Source organism: Paenibacillus sp. FSL P4-0081 (genome assembly GCF_000758565.1).
GTDB lineage: Bacteria > Bacillota > Bacilli > Paenibacillales > Paenibacillaceae > Paenibacillus_AQ > Paenibacillus_AQ phytohabitans.
This window is the reverse complement of sequence record NZ_CP009280.1, coordinates 7,498,406-7,516,652: the sequence shown is the minus strand read 5'-3', so window position 1 is coordinate 7,516,652 and position 18,247 is coordinate 7,498,406. Positions and strand designations below refer to the sequence as shown.

At 54.7% G+C, this 18,247-nt stretch carries 12 protein-coding genes; 8 read left to right on the top strand and 4 right to left on the bottom strand.

What is annotated here, in order from left to right; translation table 11 throughout:
• Nucleotides 1–959: 959 nt before the first annotated feature.
• The gene (locus P40081_RS31900) at nucleotides 960–2,021 is read left to right on the top strand and encodes a hypothetical protein (protein ID WP_156118742.1); all 1,062 of its coding nucleotides are present in this window, start codon (nucleotides 960–962) and stop codon (nucleotides 2,019–2,021) included.
• Nucleotides 2,022–2,802: 781 nt separating this feature from the next.
• Here P40081_RS31900 and P40081_RS31895 read toward each other — a convergent pair.
• From P40081_RS31895 to P40081_RS31880, 3 genes are all read right to left on the bottom strand, one after another.
• Nucleotides 2,803–2,994 carry a hypothetical protein gene (locus P40081_RS31895; protein ID WP_156118741.1) on the bottom strand — a complete coding sequence of 64 codons (192 nt, stop codon included), beginning with the start codon at nucleotides 2,992–2,994 and terminating at the stop codon, nucleotides 2,803–2,805.
• A 105-nt stretch (nucleotides 2,995–3,099) separates the two neighbouring features.
• On the bottom strand, nucleotides 3,100–3,900 hold the full coding sequence (locus tag P40081_RS31890) for a polysaccharide deacetylase family protein (protein WP_042140039.1): 801 nt from the start codon (nucleotides 3,898–3,900) through the stop codon (nucleotides 3,100–3,102).
• Between the two features lie 788 nt (nucleotides 3,901–4,688).
• Nucleotides 4,689–5,555: a helix-turn-helix domain-containing protein gene (locus tag P40081_RS31880; protein WP_042140038.1), complete on the bottom strand. Its 867-nt coding sequence runs from the start codon at nucleotides 5,553–5,555 to the stop codon at nucleotides 4,689–4,691.
• A gap of 97 nt (nucleotides 5,556–5,652) precedes the next feature.
• Here P40081_RS31880 and P40081_RS31875 point away from each other — a divergent pair, with 97 nt between their 5' ends.
• The 7 genes from P40081_RS31875 (at nucleotide 5,653) to P40081_RS31845 (ending at nucleotide 17,917) form a co-directional block, all read left to right on the top strand.
• Nucleotides 5,653–6,318 carry a hypothetical protein gene (locus P40081_RS31875; protein ID WP_231575230.1) on the top strand — a complete coding sequence of 222 codons (666 nt, stop codon included), beginning with the start codon at nucleotides 5,653–5,655 and terminating at the stop codon, nucleotides 6,316–6,318.
• On the top strand, nucleotides 6,315–10,550 hold the full coding sequence (locus P40081_RS39620; protein WP_231575229.1) for a glycoside hydrolase family 2 TIM barrel-domain containing protein: 4,236 nt from the start codon (nucleotides 6,315–6,317) through the stop codon (nucleotides 10,548–10,550). The genes P40081_RS31875 and P40081_RS39620 overlap by 4 nt, the downstream gene beginning before the upstream one ends.
• Nucleotides 10,551–10,606: 56 nt before the next feature.
• Nucleotides 10,607–13,081: a GH36-type glycosyl hydrolase domain-containing protein gene (locus P40081_RS31865; RefSeq protein ID WP_042140036.1), complete on the top strand. Its 2,475-nt coding sequence runs from the start codon at nucleotides 10,607–10,609 to the stop codon at nucleotides 13,079–13,081.
• A gap of 873 nt (nucleotides 13,082–13,954) precedes the next feature.
• Nucleotides 13,955–15,922 carry a heavy metal translocating P-type ATPase gene (locus P40081_RS31860; RefSeq protein WP_042140035.1) on the top strand — a complete coding sequence of 656 codons (1,968 nt, stop codon included), beginning with the start codon at nucleotides 13,955–13,957 and terminating at the stop codon, nucleotides 15,920–15,922.
• A gap of 197 nt (nucleotides 15,923–16,119) precedes the next feature.
• Nucleotides 16,120–17,061, top strand: a complete 942-nt coding sequence (gene trxB / locus P40081_RS31855) for a thioredoxin-disulfide reductase (protein WP_039308607.1) — start codon at nucleotides 16,120–16,122, stop codon at nucleotides 17,059–17,061.
• Between the two features lie 82 nt (nucleotides 17,062–17,143).
• Nucleotides 17,144–17,377 (top strand): glutaredoxin family protein, encoded by a 234-nt coding sequence (locus P40081_RS31850; RefSeq protein ID WP_039308604.1) that lies wholly within the window; start codon nucleotides 17,144–17,146, stop codon nucleotides 17,375–17,377.
• Nucleotides 17,378–17,467: 90 nt separating this feature from the next.
• On the top strand, nucleotides 17,468–17,917 hold the full coding sequence (locus P40081_RS31845; protein ID WP_042140034.1) for a GNAT family N-acetyltransferase: 450 nt from the start codon (nucleotides 17,468–17,470) through the stop codon (nucleotides 17,915–17,917).
• A 100-nt stretch (nucleotides 17,918–18,017) separates the two neighbouring features.
• Here P40081_RS31845 and P40081_RS31840 read toward each other — a convergent pair whose 3' ends face one another.
• Nucleotides 18,018–18,218 carry a hypothetical protein gene (locus tag P40081_RS31840; protein WP_042140033.1) on the bottom strand — a complete coding sequence of 67 codons (201 nt, stop codon included), beginning with the start codon at nucleotides 18,216–18,218 and terminating at the stop codon, nucleotides 18,018–18,020.
• Nucleotides 18,219–18,247 lie beyond the last annotated feature (29 nt).

Sequence of the window (18,247 nt, the reverse complement as noted above, 5' to 3'; positions counted from 1 at the left end):
TTCGTCTGTTGTGGATAAGTTTCTCTGGAATTTGAAGCAGGTCCGTCTGAAGGACGAATGTGTTCTTGTATCCGGAATTCCACAGAATCCCCGGCAGTCGGAGGCTTGGAAAATCAAAGGGATAAATCCCTCTGAATCCGCCGAAAGTGGGCGGTATGGGAAAGACAAAGGGATAAATCCCTCTGAATCAGCTGAAAGTAGTCGGTAGGAGGAAATCAAAGGGATAAATCCCTCTGAATCAGCTGAAAGTAGGCGGCAGGCAGGAATGAGGGGCAAAAGTGCCCCTGATTTTACCGGCGGCTGCCCCGGAAGTAGTCAGAATAGAGCAATGTGAGATGGGCTTAAAGTCTACATCAGCTGCACAGGCTGCATAGCTTCGGCTGATTCACCCGTTAGCGGGATTTTGTTCTTCGATTGGAGATAGCCAGTTCCCGGAACTGCTCGGGTGTAAGATCCACTGAGGGTGCCTGAATTTGAGTGAAATATCTTGTCCCTCCAGCTTTTTCATGAATAATCCGAAGAAGGCTTCTTGATAAAAGTCAAAGAAGCAAGGGACGAAATCATATCCGAACATTTGGAGCACTGACAGCAGAACCATATTGGATATAAGCAAAAGCAGGATTACAAGTAACCGCCTATTTTTAATAAGGTTATCGTCTAATTGCATAAGCTCCTCCAGCGTAGTATTTATCGAGATTACTAACAAATGGAAAAAGTGAGGAATGAGAAAACACTAACCCAGAATAGTATAAGTGCGGTTGGCGGGAAAAGGGAATGGTTCCGGTATTTTGAATTGGTAAACTCACAAGTTTATGGGGCTGCGCCGTATTCATTTGATACCGTTTGCATATTTCGGGACCTTTGCCAGTATTTATAGATTGAAGCATCGTAAAATGCCGGTGGCATCGCCATAAGGGGAGCAGCGCCGGCAGCAATCCAAAGTTAAAAAGGTGGGTGCGATGATGAAGGGTGAACGTCAGCAGGATCAGAATCAAAATAATGAGGAGCGCCCGTTCAAGTATAATGCCGGCGACCGGACTATTGGCATGGAGATGAGCCAGTCTGCATCTGTAGCTTCCGCTGCAGCGGAATTTCTTACCGACGGGGAGCGGCGTAAGAGTAATGGGAACATGAGCCGGACCTATTTCCGCCGTCCGGGTGAACGTCCGGCTTTTCTGGTGCTGCGCGATGGACTGGGCGACCGGTCCCTTCTTCGGGAGGAGCCCGGCATTTACCCTGCTGGTCCCTGTCTGATCCGCAGCGAGGAATGGCTGCTGGAGCCGGAGCTTGCCGCACTCTATTCGAGCTGGATGTCCTGCGGGGATGAGGGGCAGGCCGAGCGTATCCTGCAGCGGATTTATTACCGGCTGCGGGCTGCCGCTGCCGCACTCCTGGAGTCGGCGGACGGTGTCTGGGCCGCAGTAGCTCTGCCCTATACGCCGGAGCTTGCCGCTCGCCCGGCAAGACTGGCCGCGCTGCAGGATGCGCAGCTTGAAGCGCTGTTCGCCGCGGTGGCGGAGAGCCAGCGGCTGGGCGGCGACAGCCGCGTGGACCTGCTGGCGCCGTACCCCGCCAGCGCAGCCGAATTCGCAGCACAGCGCGAATTCATTGAGGGCGTGGCCGAGCAGACCCTCGGCCACGCTTACGCGGCAGCGTGCCGCATCGGGGCGCTTCTGCTCCCCGATGTGGGGCGCGCTGACGCGGGGGAAATCGCGCGCATCGCCGATTTCCTGGTGCTGGACGGCGCGGCAGGTGAAGCCGCGCTGGAGGAGAGCACCGCCGATGGCTTCGCCACAGCGGCGGCTGAGGTGCTCGCCGCCGTGCGCCGGGTAAAGCCGGCGGCGGCCGTGCTCGCCGCGGGGGCACCGGCGGCGTACGCGCTGGCCGATCTGTATCAGATCGGCCTGAGCGGGATCTTCTGCAGCGCGGCCCAGCGGACCGAAGCGCTGCTCCGGGCGGCCTGCCTGACGTGGATCGCCCGGCAGGACAATATAGATGCTGCCGCCGGAGGATGGCAGTAGCAGCCGGTTAGACCGGTTGTGCCCAATCTATCCATGCTGCTCATCTCACTCAAACTGCTGCTAACGCCATAAGCACCACCACTGTCACGCGCCGATAACAGGCCTCTGCTACTCACAGCCGCGAACCCATCTGAATCACTCGCCGTGTTCAATCTGTTACGGCGAGCTATAAGTATCTGCACTGTCAAGCACGCGCCGTGAATCTAGCTATGCCGCCAGCCGACATCAATACCATTACCGGAGACCCTCAGTGCCTAAGCGCATCTACTATAATAATAACCCGATTCCACCAGCCATCCAGGCTGTGTTGGAATCGGGTTTTATTATGCTCATAGAAAGAAGGGAGTAAAGGTCACTTAGATATAAGGGAATCTCGCTATGCTGATAATTAAGCTCAAATCAGCATCTGCTTCAGTCCAAACAGGCCTGCAACTCGAGTTCTGGCTGAATGAAGTAGATATTAATAGAATTAGCTAAATTAAACCACTGTTTGTGGCAGAAATCTGGCAACTGTGACTTTAACTGTAACTACGACTGTACCTATGACTAGACACAACTGGCGCGGTTAATAGCTGGTTTTATTACGAATGCGTTACGGCGTGCGTTTACTACTGAAATCCTGCACTAAATACAACATTCTCCGCGTTAAATCGGCTATAACTATGGATTGTTGTATGAAATACAGCATTTCTCATCCCCAAAGCCGCTCAGCGAGAGAATTCTTGTATTTTGTACAACAATCCTCTCAAACACCCAGGGATTAATGAATCAAAGTTGCAATTTATACAACATTTCTCCTTACCGCGCCTGCAACCGTGTCTGTGCCCGCGCCCCTGGCCGTGCCTGCAACCGTGTCTGTGCCCGCGCCCCTGGCCGTGCCTGCAACCGTGTCTGTGCCCGCGCCCCTGGCCGCGCCTGCAACCGTATCTGTGCCCGCGCCCCCGGCCACGCCTGCAACCGTGGCTACAAACATCCCCAAGCCCGCGACTATGTTCCTGTCCGCAACCGTGCCGCGACCACGACCACGTCCGAATGCTCATAAGCCATTCATCGCTCCCTAACAAACCCACAGCAATTCCTAACCCAGTTGAACCGTAGCTCCTCCGGATATCCGGCATGCCTCGTCCCCGGCGGTGATCCATACATCCACTGCCGACGGATTATAGACCATCTCCCGGGAAGCGGAGAAGCGCAGTCCTTTTAGAGCGGTCAGATAGTCGGCGATCTCAATATTGGTGGCATACCAGATCTCTTCGCGGCCGCCCATCATATCGGCAAATTGCTCAAGCTCCTCCCAGTTGTTGTTGTCGTTGAATTCGTAGCTGTGTCCCCATACATACAGAAGCTGCATATGGGAGAACCGGGGCTGCTCCTCCTGGAACTGCTTGCCCAGCGCCAGCATGTCGCGGTGATGGCAGGTGGGATGCCAAGCCAGGAGGTTGTCCGGCAGGCTGAAGCTGCCATGCGACTTCACCGTGCGTGAATACTCAATCCCCAGCGCCGGCAGAATGCTCAGCACCTGATCACTGTAATCGCCGAACGGATAGGACATCCCCCTTACGGGATAGCCCGCTATCGCTTCCAGATGTCTGCGGTCCTTCAGAATCTCTTCGGCGATGCCCTCACGCGGGGTCATGGAGAGAAAGGGATGAGTGCTCGTATGTGCTGAAATCTCATGCCCCCCATAGAGGGAAGCTACTTCCTCTTCCGTGATGTAGCCCTCATTGCCGAAGAATCCTGAATTCAAATGGAAGGAGCCTTTTAGCCCATGCCGGTTAAGGATCTCCACAAGACGTCTGTCGTGGATTCTTCCATCATCCCAGCTTAATGTTAGCGCTTTAGTAACGCCGCCCGGAAAAAGATCAAATTTGATTTTCATTACCTGTTAGCCTCCCTGATTTCTCTCTATGTAGATTGAACTGGAAATTTATAATTTGGGATTTGTTCCTGACTCCGTGGAGGCCTTGCTCTTCGGGGCGCTGCCAGTCTGCCGATTTCTCTAAGTTACTTCTCCCATTATTAAATTTACAGGTCCAATCTATATAGAATGTGATCGTGAGCATGTGTTCCTCCTTATGACGGATACAGCCCCATCATGAACAATGCCAGAAATGAAAGCGATTAGCAAGATTCTTGTTAATGGACGGCATTCCGCCGCTTGACTACACTGGGGTGGCGAAGAGGGCGGTTCGGCAGCCCCAAGCTCTGGTCAGGACATCCACAAGGAGGAGCATTATGGAAGCAGTATCACGGACAGTACTCGAAGGGCATATAGCCGCGTCATTGAGCGGATGAAGGATATGAGAGGCTCCATTCAGGAAACGGCGCCTATTGGCATCATCTCGATGGACAACTGGGAATGGCCGCAGGGGGTTGGATTATTTGTCTTATACAGCTATTAGGGGCGAGGAGGTTCTATTGCACTTTGTACAACAGAAGAACATTAAATCAGCCTGGAAATTAAATCTGTTGTACATTATACAGCAGAAATTCAGGTTTCCGCTGTTTTTTGCCCCTTTTCCCATAATCAACTGTATGAAATGCAATAGAATATCATTTTTCCGCGATTCCAAAGGAGTTTTATTGCACAAAGTACAATCAGCCAAACCCGCAACAATATCCCGGTTGCCGTTTTTGAGAAAACTGCAGTTTTCCGCTTGTCAGCCGCTACATTCCGGCCTTATGCATCCGGTACTCGGAGGGCGTGCACAGGAACACTTTTTTGAATTGTCTGGAATAATAATTATGATCCCGGAACCCGCTGTCCATGGCCACCTGTGAGATGGTGAATCCGGCATTGCGCAGCAGCGTACAGGAATACTCCAGCCGTTTGCGGATGACATAATCCATGGGCGTCGTATGATAATTCCGGGTGAATACGCGGAGGAACTGGCGCTTCGACATATAAGCCAGATCTGCCAGAGACTGAAGTGAAATAGGCTGCAGGAAATGCTCCTCAATATAGGTAACCGCCTCACCGATCTGCAGCGCCCTGTTCTCCGTTCCGCCGCCATTCTGCCGGTAATATCGTGATAGTGTGCCGACAAGCGCGGTGAAATACGTACGGATCATCAGCCGGTAGCCGTCAGACTGCCGGTCATACTCCTCCAGAATCCGGTCCAGCAGAACAGTAGCCTCTTCCAGCTGCGCGGGCTGCAAGGAGAGCATGCCTTTGAAATACATCTCTTTGCGGAAGAACGGCTCCAGATAGAACAGCGCCTGAAACCCCGGCAGGAGCTTCAGCTCAGGCAGCTGCAGCAGCTGATCGGGATGGAACATCACATTAATGTACTCAATATTCTGCACATTTTTGTACCCATGCGAAATATCGCTGTGGATAAAAAACACCTGACCCGCCGATACGGGGTACTCCCTTCCTTCAATGATATGAATTGCGCTTCCCTCCAGGATGACCACCAGCTCCGAGAAATCATGGCAGTGAACATAATAATCCTGAGTCAGCGGGCATTTCTGAATGCGGAAAGTAAAGCCAGGCTCGAGTCCTAAATCCCGTGCATAGAGTTTATTTGTCATGTCGTTATTATGCTAAAGAAGGGCATGATCGTCAAGGAACCGTTCCGCCGTTTGCGTTAATCTTAAGAGGAAGATGACACACGGTTGGAGGGAATTTATGCAGAGATGTTTATATAGAGCCGAATGCAGAGAGGGCTGCGGCGCGGCTGCTTTTTTGGGCTCACAGGTGGAATTGCTTAATGAACGTATGGACTGGCTGGGCATTTCTTGGCTAAGCATCTTTCAAGACGGCCAGGGGCTGTTTCTATATTACGAATGCAGCGGCATGGGGGTTGAGCCGGAGCAGCTGTTTCCGGGCGCATTGGAGATCCTCAAGGTCTGGCCGGGCGGGGAGTACCCGCGGCTGTGGGTGCCGATGATGGACATTTTTCATTATCAGCAGCCGGTGTCCGGGCAGCATTGGAAGCGCAACCAGGTTCCGGGGGCGCCCTACGGCAGGCTGGCAGTACTCAAGCCGGAGCAGGTCTCAAGCTATGTCTATTACCATTATCAATATCAGGAGGAGCGCCCGGGAGACGGTGACAAATACGGGATCATCGGTCTTCATGAGAACCTGCTGTTCTTTTATTCCGAGCTGCCCGCAACCGTGGAGCCCGCTCCCTATAGGGGGAAACTCACAACCAATCTGCGTCCGGAGCAGTGGGGAGAGGTTATGGAGCCGCATTTTATCAAGTGGAAGAATGTAGAGCCGGATCAGGAAATCTGGAAAAAGCTTACACCTGTCCTAACTATTAACCTCCCGCAAAGGGGAAAAGGAGAATGAATATGCTGCGCACATCCATATGCCTGAACGGCGAATGGGATTTCATGCCACTCTACGATCAGCCGCGCTGCCGCAGTCTTCCTGAGAGGCTGCAATATGAGGCGCGCAAGATACAGGTACCTTCGAGCTGGCGCCACAGCTATAATACGCCTTCGGGCAGCAAATTTGGAGAAGTACCGGACCATAACTATGTGCCGTTTGATGTGTACGGCTACCCGGGAGAATGGAATGCGGCCGAGGCTGGGGTGCTGCACCGTTCTTTTCAGGTGCCGGAGACTATGCTGGGGCAGCGGATTGTGCTGCGCTTCGATGGAATCATGCAGAAGGCAGCGGTATATCTGGACCGCGAGCGGATTGCCGTCTGGGAGGACGGGTATCTGCCTTTGCGGCTGGATATCACCCGGCTGGTGCAGCCCGGCCGGGAGCAGCAGCTGCATGTGGTATGCGGAAGCTTCGACATGGCGGTGCTCCCCTCCGGGGAGGAGAGAATCACCGGACTTGCCGGTTCGTGGTTCGGCAGGATCGCAAGGGGAATATGGCAGGATGTCTTCCTCGAAGGCTACCCGCCTGTATCGCTGGAGGATCTCACGATCCGCACCTCTGTCCGGCAGGGCATGCTGGAAGTAGAGGCCCTTATTGGGACGGAATCCGGCGGACCTGCGGTGGAATCGCTGCAGGTGTTCCTGAAAGTCAGGGAACGGAAGGCCGGTACCCTGCCTGTGAAGGGTGCAGAGCCGCTGCCGGTGCTTGAAGCGGAAGCAGGAGTAGATGTTCTGCCTGCGCAGGCAGGAGAAGGACGGCAATTATGCTGGAACACCGGCAGCCGGGAGTGGGGCGGAGCATCTTTTGCGCTGCCCTGGCAGGATGCTGTGCTGTGGAGTCCGGATCACCCGGTTCTATATGAGCTGGAGCTGGAGCTTCAGGCAGACGGGGAGGTCCTTGACCGTCGGACCGATGTATTCGGCTTCCGGGAGTTCTGGTGCGAAGGCCCGCAGTTCATGCTGAACGGGATTCCCGTTAACCTGCGGGGCGATTCCTGGCATTTCCAGGGGGCGGCGCAGCAGACAGAAGACTATATCCGCAATTGGTACCGTCTGTGCAGACAGGCGGGCATCAACAGCATCCGGCTGCATGCCGAGCCGTATCCGGCTGATTATCTGCGGATTGCCGATGAGGAAGGGATGCTGATTGTCGATGAGACAGCAATCTACGGGTCGAGCAAAACCATGGATGCTGCTCACCCTGACTTCATCTCCAATTGCCGGGCGCATGTGCAGCGGCTGGTACAGCGGGATAAGAATCACCCATCCGTCATTCTGTGGAGCGTGCAGAACGAGATGCGCTGGGTGGACGGCCGGGATACCTACAAACAGCATATCCCGGGTCTGATGGAGCTGATGAGAGCCCTTGATTCTACCCGCCCGATTATGGTGGAAGGGGATAACCGGTTGGTCACCAAGCCAGGGACAGAGGTGGAGAGCCGCCATTACAACATTGACGGCACGATCGCGCAGTGGGACCGCAGCGTTCCGCTCACCTTCGGCGAGCATGGCGGATGGTGGTACATCTGCCCGCAGAACAGCAGCATGTATGTCGGACTGGATGCATACCGTGACTCAGATGCAAGTGCTGCCGGCTTGGCCCAGAAGGAAAGGCTGTTCGTGGAGTATGCACGCCGCCAAGGTGTCTCCGGTATCTCTACCTTCAACTTCGCCCATTATTTCATGCGGGCGATGCCGGAACGGAATATTCAGCTGCCGCCTGCCGACCTGACCACACCAGGCCCTAAGCCTGCGGTAATTCCGGCTTACTCCCTTTCCCTGAACAACGGGCTGCTGCCGGAGGAATATCCGGCATTCAAGGCCAATCCCGCTTTTGCCATTATGGCTGAAGCCTTCAAGCCGGTAACATTGATTGCCGCCGAATATAACCGCTGCTTCTTCGATGATGAGCCGGTCCGCCGCAGCTTCGATGTCTACAACGATACGCTGGCAGAACAGGAAGTGACTGTTGAATGCACAGTCCGGCAAGGCGGACATGTGGTTCATAGCGAGACGTTCCGTTTCCGCCACGAGCCTGCCGCCCGCCGGAGCATCCGGCTGGAATGGATGCCGGAACCGGTCAATGGCGAAGGAGCTGGAGTGGGAGGGGATGAAGGCGTAGGCGTAGGAGCAAGAGCAGTAGATGGGGCAGGAGCAAGAGAAGGAGATGGGGCAGAAGCAAGAGCAGGAGATGGTGCAGAAGTAAGAGTAGGGGTGGGAGCACCAGCAGCACCAGCAGCATCAGCAGGAGTAGCAGAAGCGGAAGCGGTGCTGTCTGCCCGGCTGTTCCATGGCACGGAGCTGAAGCATGAGCTTCAGTTAAGCTACCGGCTGCTGTCCGGAAGCTGCAAGACAGAGCCGGTAGAAGTAGCGCTTCCCGCTTCTTATATAGGCTCTGACCGGGACTATGAGGCGATCCGCGCCCTGGTGCCCGGTCTGGTCCGGGCAGAAGCGGAGGCGGTAGAGCGGCTTGCGGGCGGGACGCTGCTGATTGTCGGCAGCCGCATGCAGGACAAGGACGGGGCGCTGGACCGGAAGCTGAGAAGCTACGTGCAGCGGGGTGGCAGATTACTGCTGCTGGAACAGCTTCACCTCTCCCCCGGCAGGCTCTCGCTGGTACGCAGGGAATTCATCCGTGCCCATGCAGGCGACTATGGACATCCGGTGCTTCGGGGCCTGGGAGCAGAGGACCTCATGTACTGGCATGAGGGGCTGCGCGAGGACGGGCCGCTGCCGATTATCCGGGCAGCGTTCGAGAAGCCGGTGACCGGTGATTTCACCCTGCTGCTGGAATGCAGCGCGGGTGACTTTGGAGACGGCGGCGATCTGTGGTCGCCGCTGCTGGAGTACCGGAGCGGAGCGGGCATGTTCCTGGCGAATCAGCTGGAGATCATGGATCATCTCCACCGGATTCCCCAGGCCTGCCTGCTGCTGCGGAGCCTGCTCCAGTATGCGGGCCGCGCAGTCCACGCGGCCGCTGCACCGGTGCCCGCTGCGGTGTGGGTCCGCAGCGGCGGGGCGGCGGAAGCCTTGCTGGGCAAGCTCCGCCTGAAGGGCCAGAGGCTGGACAGCGCCGCAGGCTTGTCCAGCCTGAACCCCGGCCTCCTGGTCGTGGAGGCCGGACTGCTGCACGGCCCGGGCGCGGCGGAAGCCGTCCGGCAGGCAGCGCAAGCAGGCAGCACAGTGCTGGTGCTGCCTGCAGAGCCAGGCGGGCAGGAGGCGCTTGCCCGCCTGCTGGACCGCCCCGTGCGTATAGCGCCGCACGGGACCTATCATCTGGCGGCGGACTACACGCACGCCGCCGTCTGCGGGATCAGCCCTGTCGACCTGTTCGGGTTCGACAAGGTGCATCTCTCGCCCCGGGACGTGGTCAACCGGGAGCTGGCCGGTCACAGGCTGGAGGTGCAGGGCGCGGAGGTGCTGTGCACCAGCGTGGAAGGCACAGCCTGGAAGGATTACTTCGCCGGGTTGCATACGGCGGAATACAGCAGGTTGGCGCTGGTCGAGCTGAACCGCAGCAAGGCCTGTGCTCCCGGAGCTTTTGTGATCCGCCAGGCAGTCGGCGAGGGTGAGATTATCTGCTCGCAGCTGCTCACCGACCCGGGCAGTGACAAAAGCCTGAGGCTGTACACCCGCCTGCTGGGCAATCTGGGGGCCGACTTCGCGGATGAGCTGCTGCAGCTGGATAAAGGAGATGCGCAGTGGGCGGTGGAAGCCGCGATGACGCTGTTCTGTCCGCCGTATACCGATTATCAGGCCATGAAGGATTACTATACCGACCCTGAATTCTCCCTGAACAATCTGGGTGAAGGCCTGTACGGCTGGATGAAGAAAAAAGAACGGCGCGAAGACGGAACGCTGCTGATCCCGGCGCCGGAAGGCCGTCCGCTGTTTCTGAGCTGCTTCGTGCATCTGCCTGCGCCCGTCTCGGGCAGCGGGGAACCTGCGGATATCCGGACCGGCAGGCTGCGGGTGAACTCAGAATGTGCTTATGAGATTTATATGAACGGTCAGCATGTGACTCAGCCGGAGCGGGAGATCATTTTGAGAAAAGGAATCAACCGGCTGGTTGCCATCATCCGGAGAGGCCGGGAGGATATCTCCTTCGGCATGGTTTTCCTGAACCCGGATGGCACATATATGAATGATTTGGAGTTCCGCATGACAATGGATGAGGTTGAGCCTAAATAAGCAAAAAGCAATAAGAATGAGCAATGAGTAATCCTAAATGGAGAGGAGCCAGACTAATGACGAACCAACCGGGAACAATCCATCCGGCAGGCCATTCCGGCCGCACACAGAGTAACAAGGCTGCAAAACCGGCAGCCGGGGGCAGCGCGTTTGCCCGCGGGCAGGAGCTGGACCAGTATTTCACCTTCCGCGATGACGCGAAGGAGGTAGAGTTCAAGCGCCATGATATGCCGACCCCATGGCTGAACTATTTATCCAACGGCACCTTCCATACCATGCTGTCCCATGCGGGCGGCGGATTAGCCTTTTATAAATCCCCGCAGATCTGGCGGATTACACGCTACCGTTTCTTTCATCTGCCGACCGACCGTTCCGGTCCTTATATTTACCTGCAGGATGCCGGAACGGGCAGCTATTGGTGCCCTACCTATGAGCCTGCTTTTCAGAAGCCGCAGGAGTGGAAGAGCAGCCACGGCATGGGGTATACCCGCTTTGAAGCCGCGCAGGATGAAGTTTCGGCAAAGACCGTTTATTTTGTCGGACCTTACGAGAACTCGCTGATCTGGAATTTGACGCTGACTAACCATAGTACAGAGGTCAAGGAGCTGAACGTGTATGCCTATGCCGAGTTTGGCATGATGGAATTCATGCGCGAGCTGCAATGGCAATGCTACAACAAGCATCAGGTGTCGGTGCAGTATCATGACAAGGAAGCCCTTATCTACAAGTACGGAGTTGAGAATCAGCCCAAGCCGGATGAGACGCCGCTGGTCTATATGATGTCGGATGCGCCTCTGGCCGGTTATGACGGGGACCGGGAGGAATTCATCGGCAGCTACCGCAGTGAATCGAATCCGGCTGCGGTTGAGCAGGGCGGCTGTACCGGCTCGACAATACTTGGCGGAGATCCTTGCGGAGCGCTTCAGGTTCAAGTGAGGCTGCAGCCCGGCGAGACCCGTACCGTGAACTTCTTCCTGGGGACGGCGAAGAATGAGGCAGAGATCGAACAGGCCATCGGCCATTCCCGGGAGGCGGATTTCGTCACCCGTTCCTTTGCGGCGCTTAAGGAGAACTGGGACAGCTATCTGGGCGCCTGGAACTGCGAATTGCCGGATAAAGATGCGCAGCGCATGATCAATATCTGGAATCCGTATCAGTCGCAGCGGAACTTTCTCTTCTCGCGCAATATTTCGTTCTATGCTACGGGAACATTCCGGGGAGTAGGCTTCCGGGATACAGCCCAGGATATATTGGCCGCAGTTCCATTAGATCCGGAGGCGGCCAAAGACAAGGTCCGCCTGCTGCTTGGGCAGCAGTATCAGGACGGACATGTGAATCATTACTTTTTCCCGAATGAGGGCTGGGACCCGGTGACCAGTATTCACTCGGATGACCACCTGTGGACGGCGCTGGCCGTATGGGATATTCTCGCAGAGACCGGCGATGCCGGATTCCTGCAGGAGAGTCTGCCTTTCTATGATGGCGGGGAAGCACCGCTGTATGATCATTTGAAGCGTGCGGTAGACTTCACCGTCTCCCGGCTGGGGCCGAACGGCTTCCCGCTGATGCTCCGCTCGGACTGGAATGACCAGCTGTTCCGCGTATGCCGTGAGGGCAGAGGGGAGAGCATCTGGACGGCGATGCAGTTCGGAACCGTGCTGCTGCGCATGAAGGACCTGGCGGCGGCAGCCGGTCATCCGGAGCATGCGGCGGATTATGACAGGCTGTACGAGGAGCAGAAGCGGCTGGTGAACACGCTCGGTTGGGACGGCCAATGGTTCCGGCGGGCAGTCATGGATGACGGGCGTTATCTGGGCACCGCAGAGCATGATGAAGCCCAGATCTGGCTTAACGCCCAGACCTGGGCAACCCTGTCCGGCATGGGTGAGCCTGATAAAGCGCTCCAGGCCATGGACAGTGTCCGCGACATTCTGGATACGGAGCTTGGCATTAAGAAGCTGCACCCGTCCATTACCAATTTCCCCGATCCTGCAGATCCATTGACCAATTACAACAAGGGGACAGGCGAGAACGGGGCCGTCTTCTGCCACGCCAATACCTGGGCGATTATTGCGGAATGCATGCTGGGCAGAGGAGATCAGGCCTACAAATATTACCGCCAGCTGATTCCTAATATTGCGATGGAGCAAGCCGGATTATGGCGCTATAAAGCGGAACCGTATGTCTATGCCTCCAACCTGTTCGGACCGGAATCTGACAGATTCGGGCTGGCGAATGTATCCTGGCTGACCGGAACTGCTGCGTGGATGTATGTAGCCGCTACGCAGTATATTATGGGCATTAAGCCCGTACTCGGCGGACTGTCGGTTAACCCGTGCATCCCGTCTTCCTGGGAGGGCTTCTCCGTTTCCCGGAGATTCCGCGGCTGCTTGTATGAGATTACCGTGAAGAACGAGAACGGTGTCTGCACAGGCGTCAAGGAAATCCGTGTTGACGGTGAACTGCTGGCAGGTACGGTAGTTCCTGTCTATCCGGATCGTAGCTCGGTGAAAGTGGAGGTTCTACTATAGTTGTAGGCAGAGCTTAATGCATACTCAAAAGTGTCCCGCCAGCTGCACCAGCAGAATTATGGCGGGCATTTTTTTATCCCTCGAAATAGCAATTATCCTCAAATTCTCCGTCACGGGATGCTGCGGCGGCCGGAAATAGCAGTTGGATTTTCTCAAATTGCTGATGAACGAAGAGCGTCTGCTGAAACAGCAGTTGGATAAACAGCACTTAAATCGCTGCGTATGAGCTACATGAAGGTAAATGAACCGAATTAAATGCCTTTTTTCCAATTGCTTGCTTGAAATCACTCCATTCTTCCGAATTAAGATACGTTTTTCCACTTATATATGCTGAACCTAAGAATGATGACCTGCCGATGGACGAACCCCTTGCTACCCAAGGGTTCCGCCCATGCAGCAAGTTAGATACTTAAGTTCACTCTATATAGCATCATATGGGCGGACTCTCATAACAGCACTCAGCAGCCGGCTTATGCAAACTCCACACACCTTTCGCTCGCAATACCAGTGCCATTCTCAGCAGCCTCCATAATTTCCTCAAAACTTCCCTCAAAATGTCCCCCAACCGGCACGCGGGCTTTGCTCAAGGTGGAGGTCAACCCTCCGAAAAAACAGGCTTGTTTCCGGGTTTACTTTTCCGCCGGGCGTGATATAGTATAGCTATAAGTTGCATTGAGGAAATATAGTTGCATTATCGCAACAATGATTATCATTCTCATTTAACATGCTGTCCCGGCTAAGCCGGGGCAGCATGTGTCATTTTAAGGGTCTTAATAATGGCTCTCATTCTCAGTCGGATCATAATGGTTCTCATTCTGGCTCTCATTCTCAAGTGTGCCTCTTATACAACTACAATCAGGAAGGTGATTTATAATGCAAGCAACCTCGAAAGAAATGCCTAAATCCATCGCGCGTCAAGGAGGCGCTAAGCAGCCGCGGACGCCGGAGCCGCGCCGCTTCGATCCGCTGGCTATGATCTCAAACGCCGAAATGCAGGCAGCGCTCGGAAGCGGGCTGATGATGCTGATCGCCTGGGCAGCCAGCGGCTGGTCTGAGACGATATCCGTTATTCTCTATGTGATCTCCTATTCGATAGGCGGCTGGATCAAGGCGAAGGAAGGCGTGGAGACGCTGGTCAAGGAGCGCGATCTGGATGTCAATCTGCTGATGATTGCTGCGGCTCTAGGCGCAGCTTCCATCGGTTACTGGAATGAAGGCGCGATGCTGATCTTCATCTTCGCGCTGAGTGGCGCGCTCGAGAGTTACACGATGGAGCGCAGTAAGAAGGATATCTCCTCGCTGCTGGCGCTCAAACCTGCCACGGGTGTGCGCATTGAGCAGGGGGCAATGAATGAGGTGGCGATTGATCTGCTGGCCATCGGAGATCTGCTGCTGGTCCGTCCCGGGGAGCTTATCCCTGCAGATGGCAAGGTATGCCGCGGGGAATCCTCTGTTAATCAGGCGTCCATTACCGGAGAATCGCTTCCCGTTGACAAAGCAGCCGGAAGTGAAGTGTTCGCCGGTACAGTGAATGGCGAAGGCCCGCTATATATTGAAGTTACCAAATCGGCAGAAAATACTTTGTTCGCCAAGATCATCCGGATGGTTGAAGAAGCCGAGAATGAAGTGCCGGATTCACAGCGTTTTATCAAACGGCTTGAATCCGTCTATGCCCGCGTTGTAGTAGCCGCAACGGCCCTGTTGATCACTTTGCCGCCGTTTCTGCTGGACTGGAGCTGGAGCGATACCTTCTATAAAGCAATGGTCTTCCTGGTAGTGGCTTCTCCGTGTGCACTCGTGTCCTCCATTATGCCGGCCATGCTGTCGGCCATCTCGAAGAGTGCGCGCAAAGGGATTCTCTTCAAAGGCGGTGTCCACCTGGAAAATATGGCACGCACCTCTGTAGTTGCTTTTGACAAAACGGGTACATTGACGGAAGGCGTTCCGCAGGTCACGGATTTTATCGCCGGAGAAGGGTATGGACGCGAAGAGCTGCTGGCCGTCAGTGCTTCGATTGAGAAGCTGTCCGGCCACCCGCTTGCGGAGGCTATTGTTGCGCTTGCCGAAGCCGAGCAGGTAGAGCTGCACAATATTGAAGAGAGCAAATCGGTTACCGGCTGGGGCATTGAGGGAACCATTAACGGCCAGCTGTGGAGGATCGGCAAGTCCAATCTGCTGGATGAAGTGGACGGCGCTGAACCGCAGGAGGGTTCGGAAGACTGGAGAGCGCTGCGCAGCCGACTGGAGCAGGAAGGGAAGACAGTATCGCTGATTCTCGCCGGAGACACCATCGCCGGAATGATTGCGCTGCAGGATACGGTGCGTCCCCAGGCGGAGACGGCGGTGCGCAAGCTGCAGGAGCTGGGCATTAAGGTAGCGATGCTTACCGGTGACCGTGAGGCCACCGCACAGGTGATTGCCAGGAAGACCGGAGTGGACCTGGTATTCGCCGGTCTTTTGCCGGAGGATAAGGTATCGCATATCAAATCGCTTCGTGAACAATACGGCCATGTGATTATGGTGGGTGACGGTGTTAATGATGCGCCTGCGCTGGCTACAGCAACGGTTGGTATGGGGATGGGCATGAAAGGCAGCGGAGCTGCGCTGGAGATTGCCGACGTGGTGCTGATGAACGATAATATCGAGGAGATCGCTTCTACGATTGCCCTGGCCCGCCGCACGCAGCGGATTGTGAAGCAGAATATGATTTTTGCCGTGACGGTGATAGCTACACTGATGATTAGTAACTTTGTACAGGGGATCGCGCTGCCGTTTGGCGTGGTGGGCCATGAGGGCAGCACCATTCTTGTAATCCTTAACGGACTGCGTCTGTTGCGCTAAAAAAGCCGGAACGACCGTTTAACCGGCCCTGCCAAATATTTAATTGCTTAAAATTGAATTGTTCACAAAATAGGAACGTTTTCACCGTGTCTGGCATATTGACATATTCCCTTGAGATGATCATAATAAATACTACATTATAATAATTTTAATTAAGAAATGGCGTCTTTGCCGTCCATCTCAAGGAGGATATAATCATGTACAAATCAATTATTGTAGGTACTGGACCGGCCGGATTGACGGCTGCCATATACTTGGCCCGGGCGAACCTGAGCCCGCTCGTTATTGAAGGTCCGCAGCCAGGCGGACAGCTTACGACTACAACAGAAATCGAGAACTTCCCAGGATTCCCGGAAGGCATTTTGGGTCCGGATCTGATGGACAATATGCGCAAGCAGGCTGAACGTTTCGGAGCACAGTTCGTTACCGGCTGGGTGAACAGTGTAGAGCTGGGTGAACGTCCGTTCAAGCTGAATGTTGAAGGCATGGGCACACTGGTTACAGATACATTGATTATTTCCACCGGTGCTACAGCGAAATATCTCGGAATTCCCGGGGAGCAGGATAATATCGGACGCGGTGTCAGCACTTGCGCAACCTGTGACGGATTCTTCTTCCGCGGCAAAGAAATCGTGGTTGTCGGCGGCGGCGATTCGGCGCTGGAGGAAGCGGGCTTCCTGACAAGATTCGCGTCAAAGGTAACCCTGGTGCACCGCCGCGAAGAGCTGCGTGCCTCCAAGATTATGCAGGACCGTGTACGTGACAATGCCAAAGTTACCTGGGGACTCAACCGTACGCCTGTTGAAGTTATTGCCGGAGACAAAGGTGTGACTGGCCTGAAGGTGATTAACAATGAGACCGGTGAAGAAGAATTCATTGAAGCCAGCGGTGTATTCGTAGCTGTAGGCCATCATCCGAATACTTCTTTCCTGGGCGGACAAATCACTACGGATGCTAACGGCTACATTGTGTCGAATCCCGGAACCTCCGAGACGAATATTCCCGGCGTGTTTGCTTGCGGTGACGTGCAGGATACCCGTTACAGACAAGCGATTACGGCTGCAGGCAGCGGCTGTATGGCGGCGATGGATGCCGAGAAATATATCGAGAGCCTGGAGCACAGCGCGGTTATTCTGTAAGATTCCATTTGGAATAGAAGGCACTCCGGTGCTACAATAGATCACAGATTCTTATACTTACAAATTAGGAGGAGATCATACTATGGAGAATGTAATTGTGTACACTTCAACCAATTGTCCGCATTGCCGTCAGGTGAAGAGCTTCCTGAACGATAAAGGTGTAGCCTACGAAGAGCGCAACATCGAGCAGAACGATGATTATGCACAGCAGGTATGGGATATGGGAATGAGAGCTGTTCCTATTACGGTTATCGGTGAGTTCAAAATCGTCGGCATGAACAAAACCAAGTTCGACAAGGCTTTGGCTACGATTTAAGGAATAGCTGGCCGGACTTAAGGAGAATACAGTAGCCGCTTCCCTCCGGAGGCGGTTTTTCGTTGTCCTGAATGAGAGGAGAAGGGTGAATTGTTAATCAGCTTAAAGAATTACTGGGACAGCGATGCGGTGAAGAGCCTGCTCGCAGAATGTATGTGGACGGATGATCAGAGAGTTAACGAAGAGCTGAAGAGATACCTTGCTGCGGAGGGCTGTGAGCTGTTTGGCTGCTTCATTAACGGGGAACTGGCCGGAATCACAGGAATCAGCTGCGCTGCTGCACATGAGGTGGAGATCAGACATCTGGCTGTCCAGAAGAATTGGCGCGGACGCACGATTGGCAGCAATATGATCGCAGAAATTGCCGGTTGGGAGCAGGTAGAGGTGCTGAGGGCAGAAACGGATCAGGATGCGGTAGGCTTTTATAGCAAGGCAGGGTATGAGATTCACAGTCTGGGAGAAAAATATCCGGGGGTTGAGCGGTTTAAGTGTGTACTGCGCACCAGGGGAACAACGGATATATCAAAAAGCAGTCTTTGAATCCAGGCTGCTTTTTGTATTTCCCGCTAAAACAGATACATGAAGGGGATACAAGATGTCGCTGTCTTGCAAGCGTGAACCCCGTTTGGAGGCCGCTAGGCTAAGTATGGGTAAACGACATGACAATTTGAAAAACAGCATATACGGCAATGCCGCTGCTAATGAGCATGAATCCGGATTTCTTCCTCGATTGGAACAGGCGCAGGACGCCAAGGCTGATGAGTGGGGCGATAATAAGCAGCAGCAGCAGCACGGTGATGAATATCTTCGCCGAAATATCTGACGTATCAACATAGGTCATGGACGCTCTCTCCATTCAGAAAAAGGGGT

Excerpts from the sequence above, each read along its gene's own strand:
- P40081_RS31900 (WP_156118742.1), top strand. The coding sequence starts at position 960 with ATGATGAAGGGTGAACGTCAGCAGGATCAGAATCAAAATAATGAGGAG.
- P40081_RS31895 (WP_156118741.1), bottom strand. The coding sequence starts at position 2,994 with ATGTTTGTAGCCACGGTTGCAGGCGTGGCCGGGGGCGCGGGCACAGAT.
- P40081_RS31890 (WP_042140039.1), bottom strand. The coding sequence starts at position 3,900 with ATGAAAATCAAATTTGATCTTTTTCCGGGCGGCGTTACTAAAGCGCTA.
- P40081_RS31880 (WP_042140038.1), bottom strand. The coding sequence starts at position 5,555 with ATGACAAATAAACTCTATGCACGGGATTTAGGACTCGAGCCTGGCTTT.
- P40081_RS31875 (WP_231575230.1), top strand. The coding sequence starts at position 5,653 with ATGCAGAGATGTTTATATAGAGCCGAATGCAGAGAGGGCTGCGGCGCG.
- P40081_RS39620 (WP_231575229.1), top strand. The coding sequence starts at position 6,315 with ATGAATATGCTGCGCACATCCATATGCCTGAACGGCGAATGGGATTTC.
- P40081_RS31865 (WP_042140036.1), top strand. The coding sequence starts at position 10,607 with ATGACGAACCAACCGGGAACAATCCATCCGGCAGGCCATTCCGGCCGC.
- P40081_RS31860 (WP_042140035.1), top strand. The coding sequence starts at position 13,955 with ATGCAAGCAACCTCGAAAGAAATGCCTAAATCCATCGCGCGTCAAGGA.
- trxB (WP_039308607.1), top strand. The coding sequence starts at position 16,120 with ATGTACAAATCAATTATTGTAGGTACTGGACCGGCCGGATTGACGGCT.
- P40081_RS31850 (WP_039308604.1), top strand. The coding sequence starts at position 17,144 with ATGGAGAATGTAATTGTGTACACTTCAACCAATTGTCCGCATTGCCGT.
- P40081_RS31840 (WP_042140033.1), bottom strand. The coding sequence starts at position 18,218 with ATGACCTATGTTGATACGTCAGATATTTCGGCGAAGATATTCATCACC.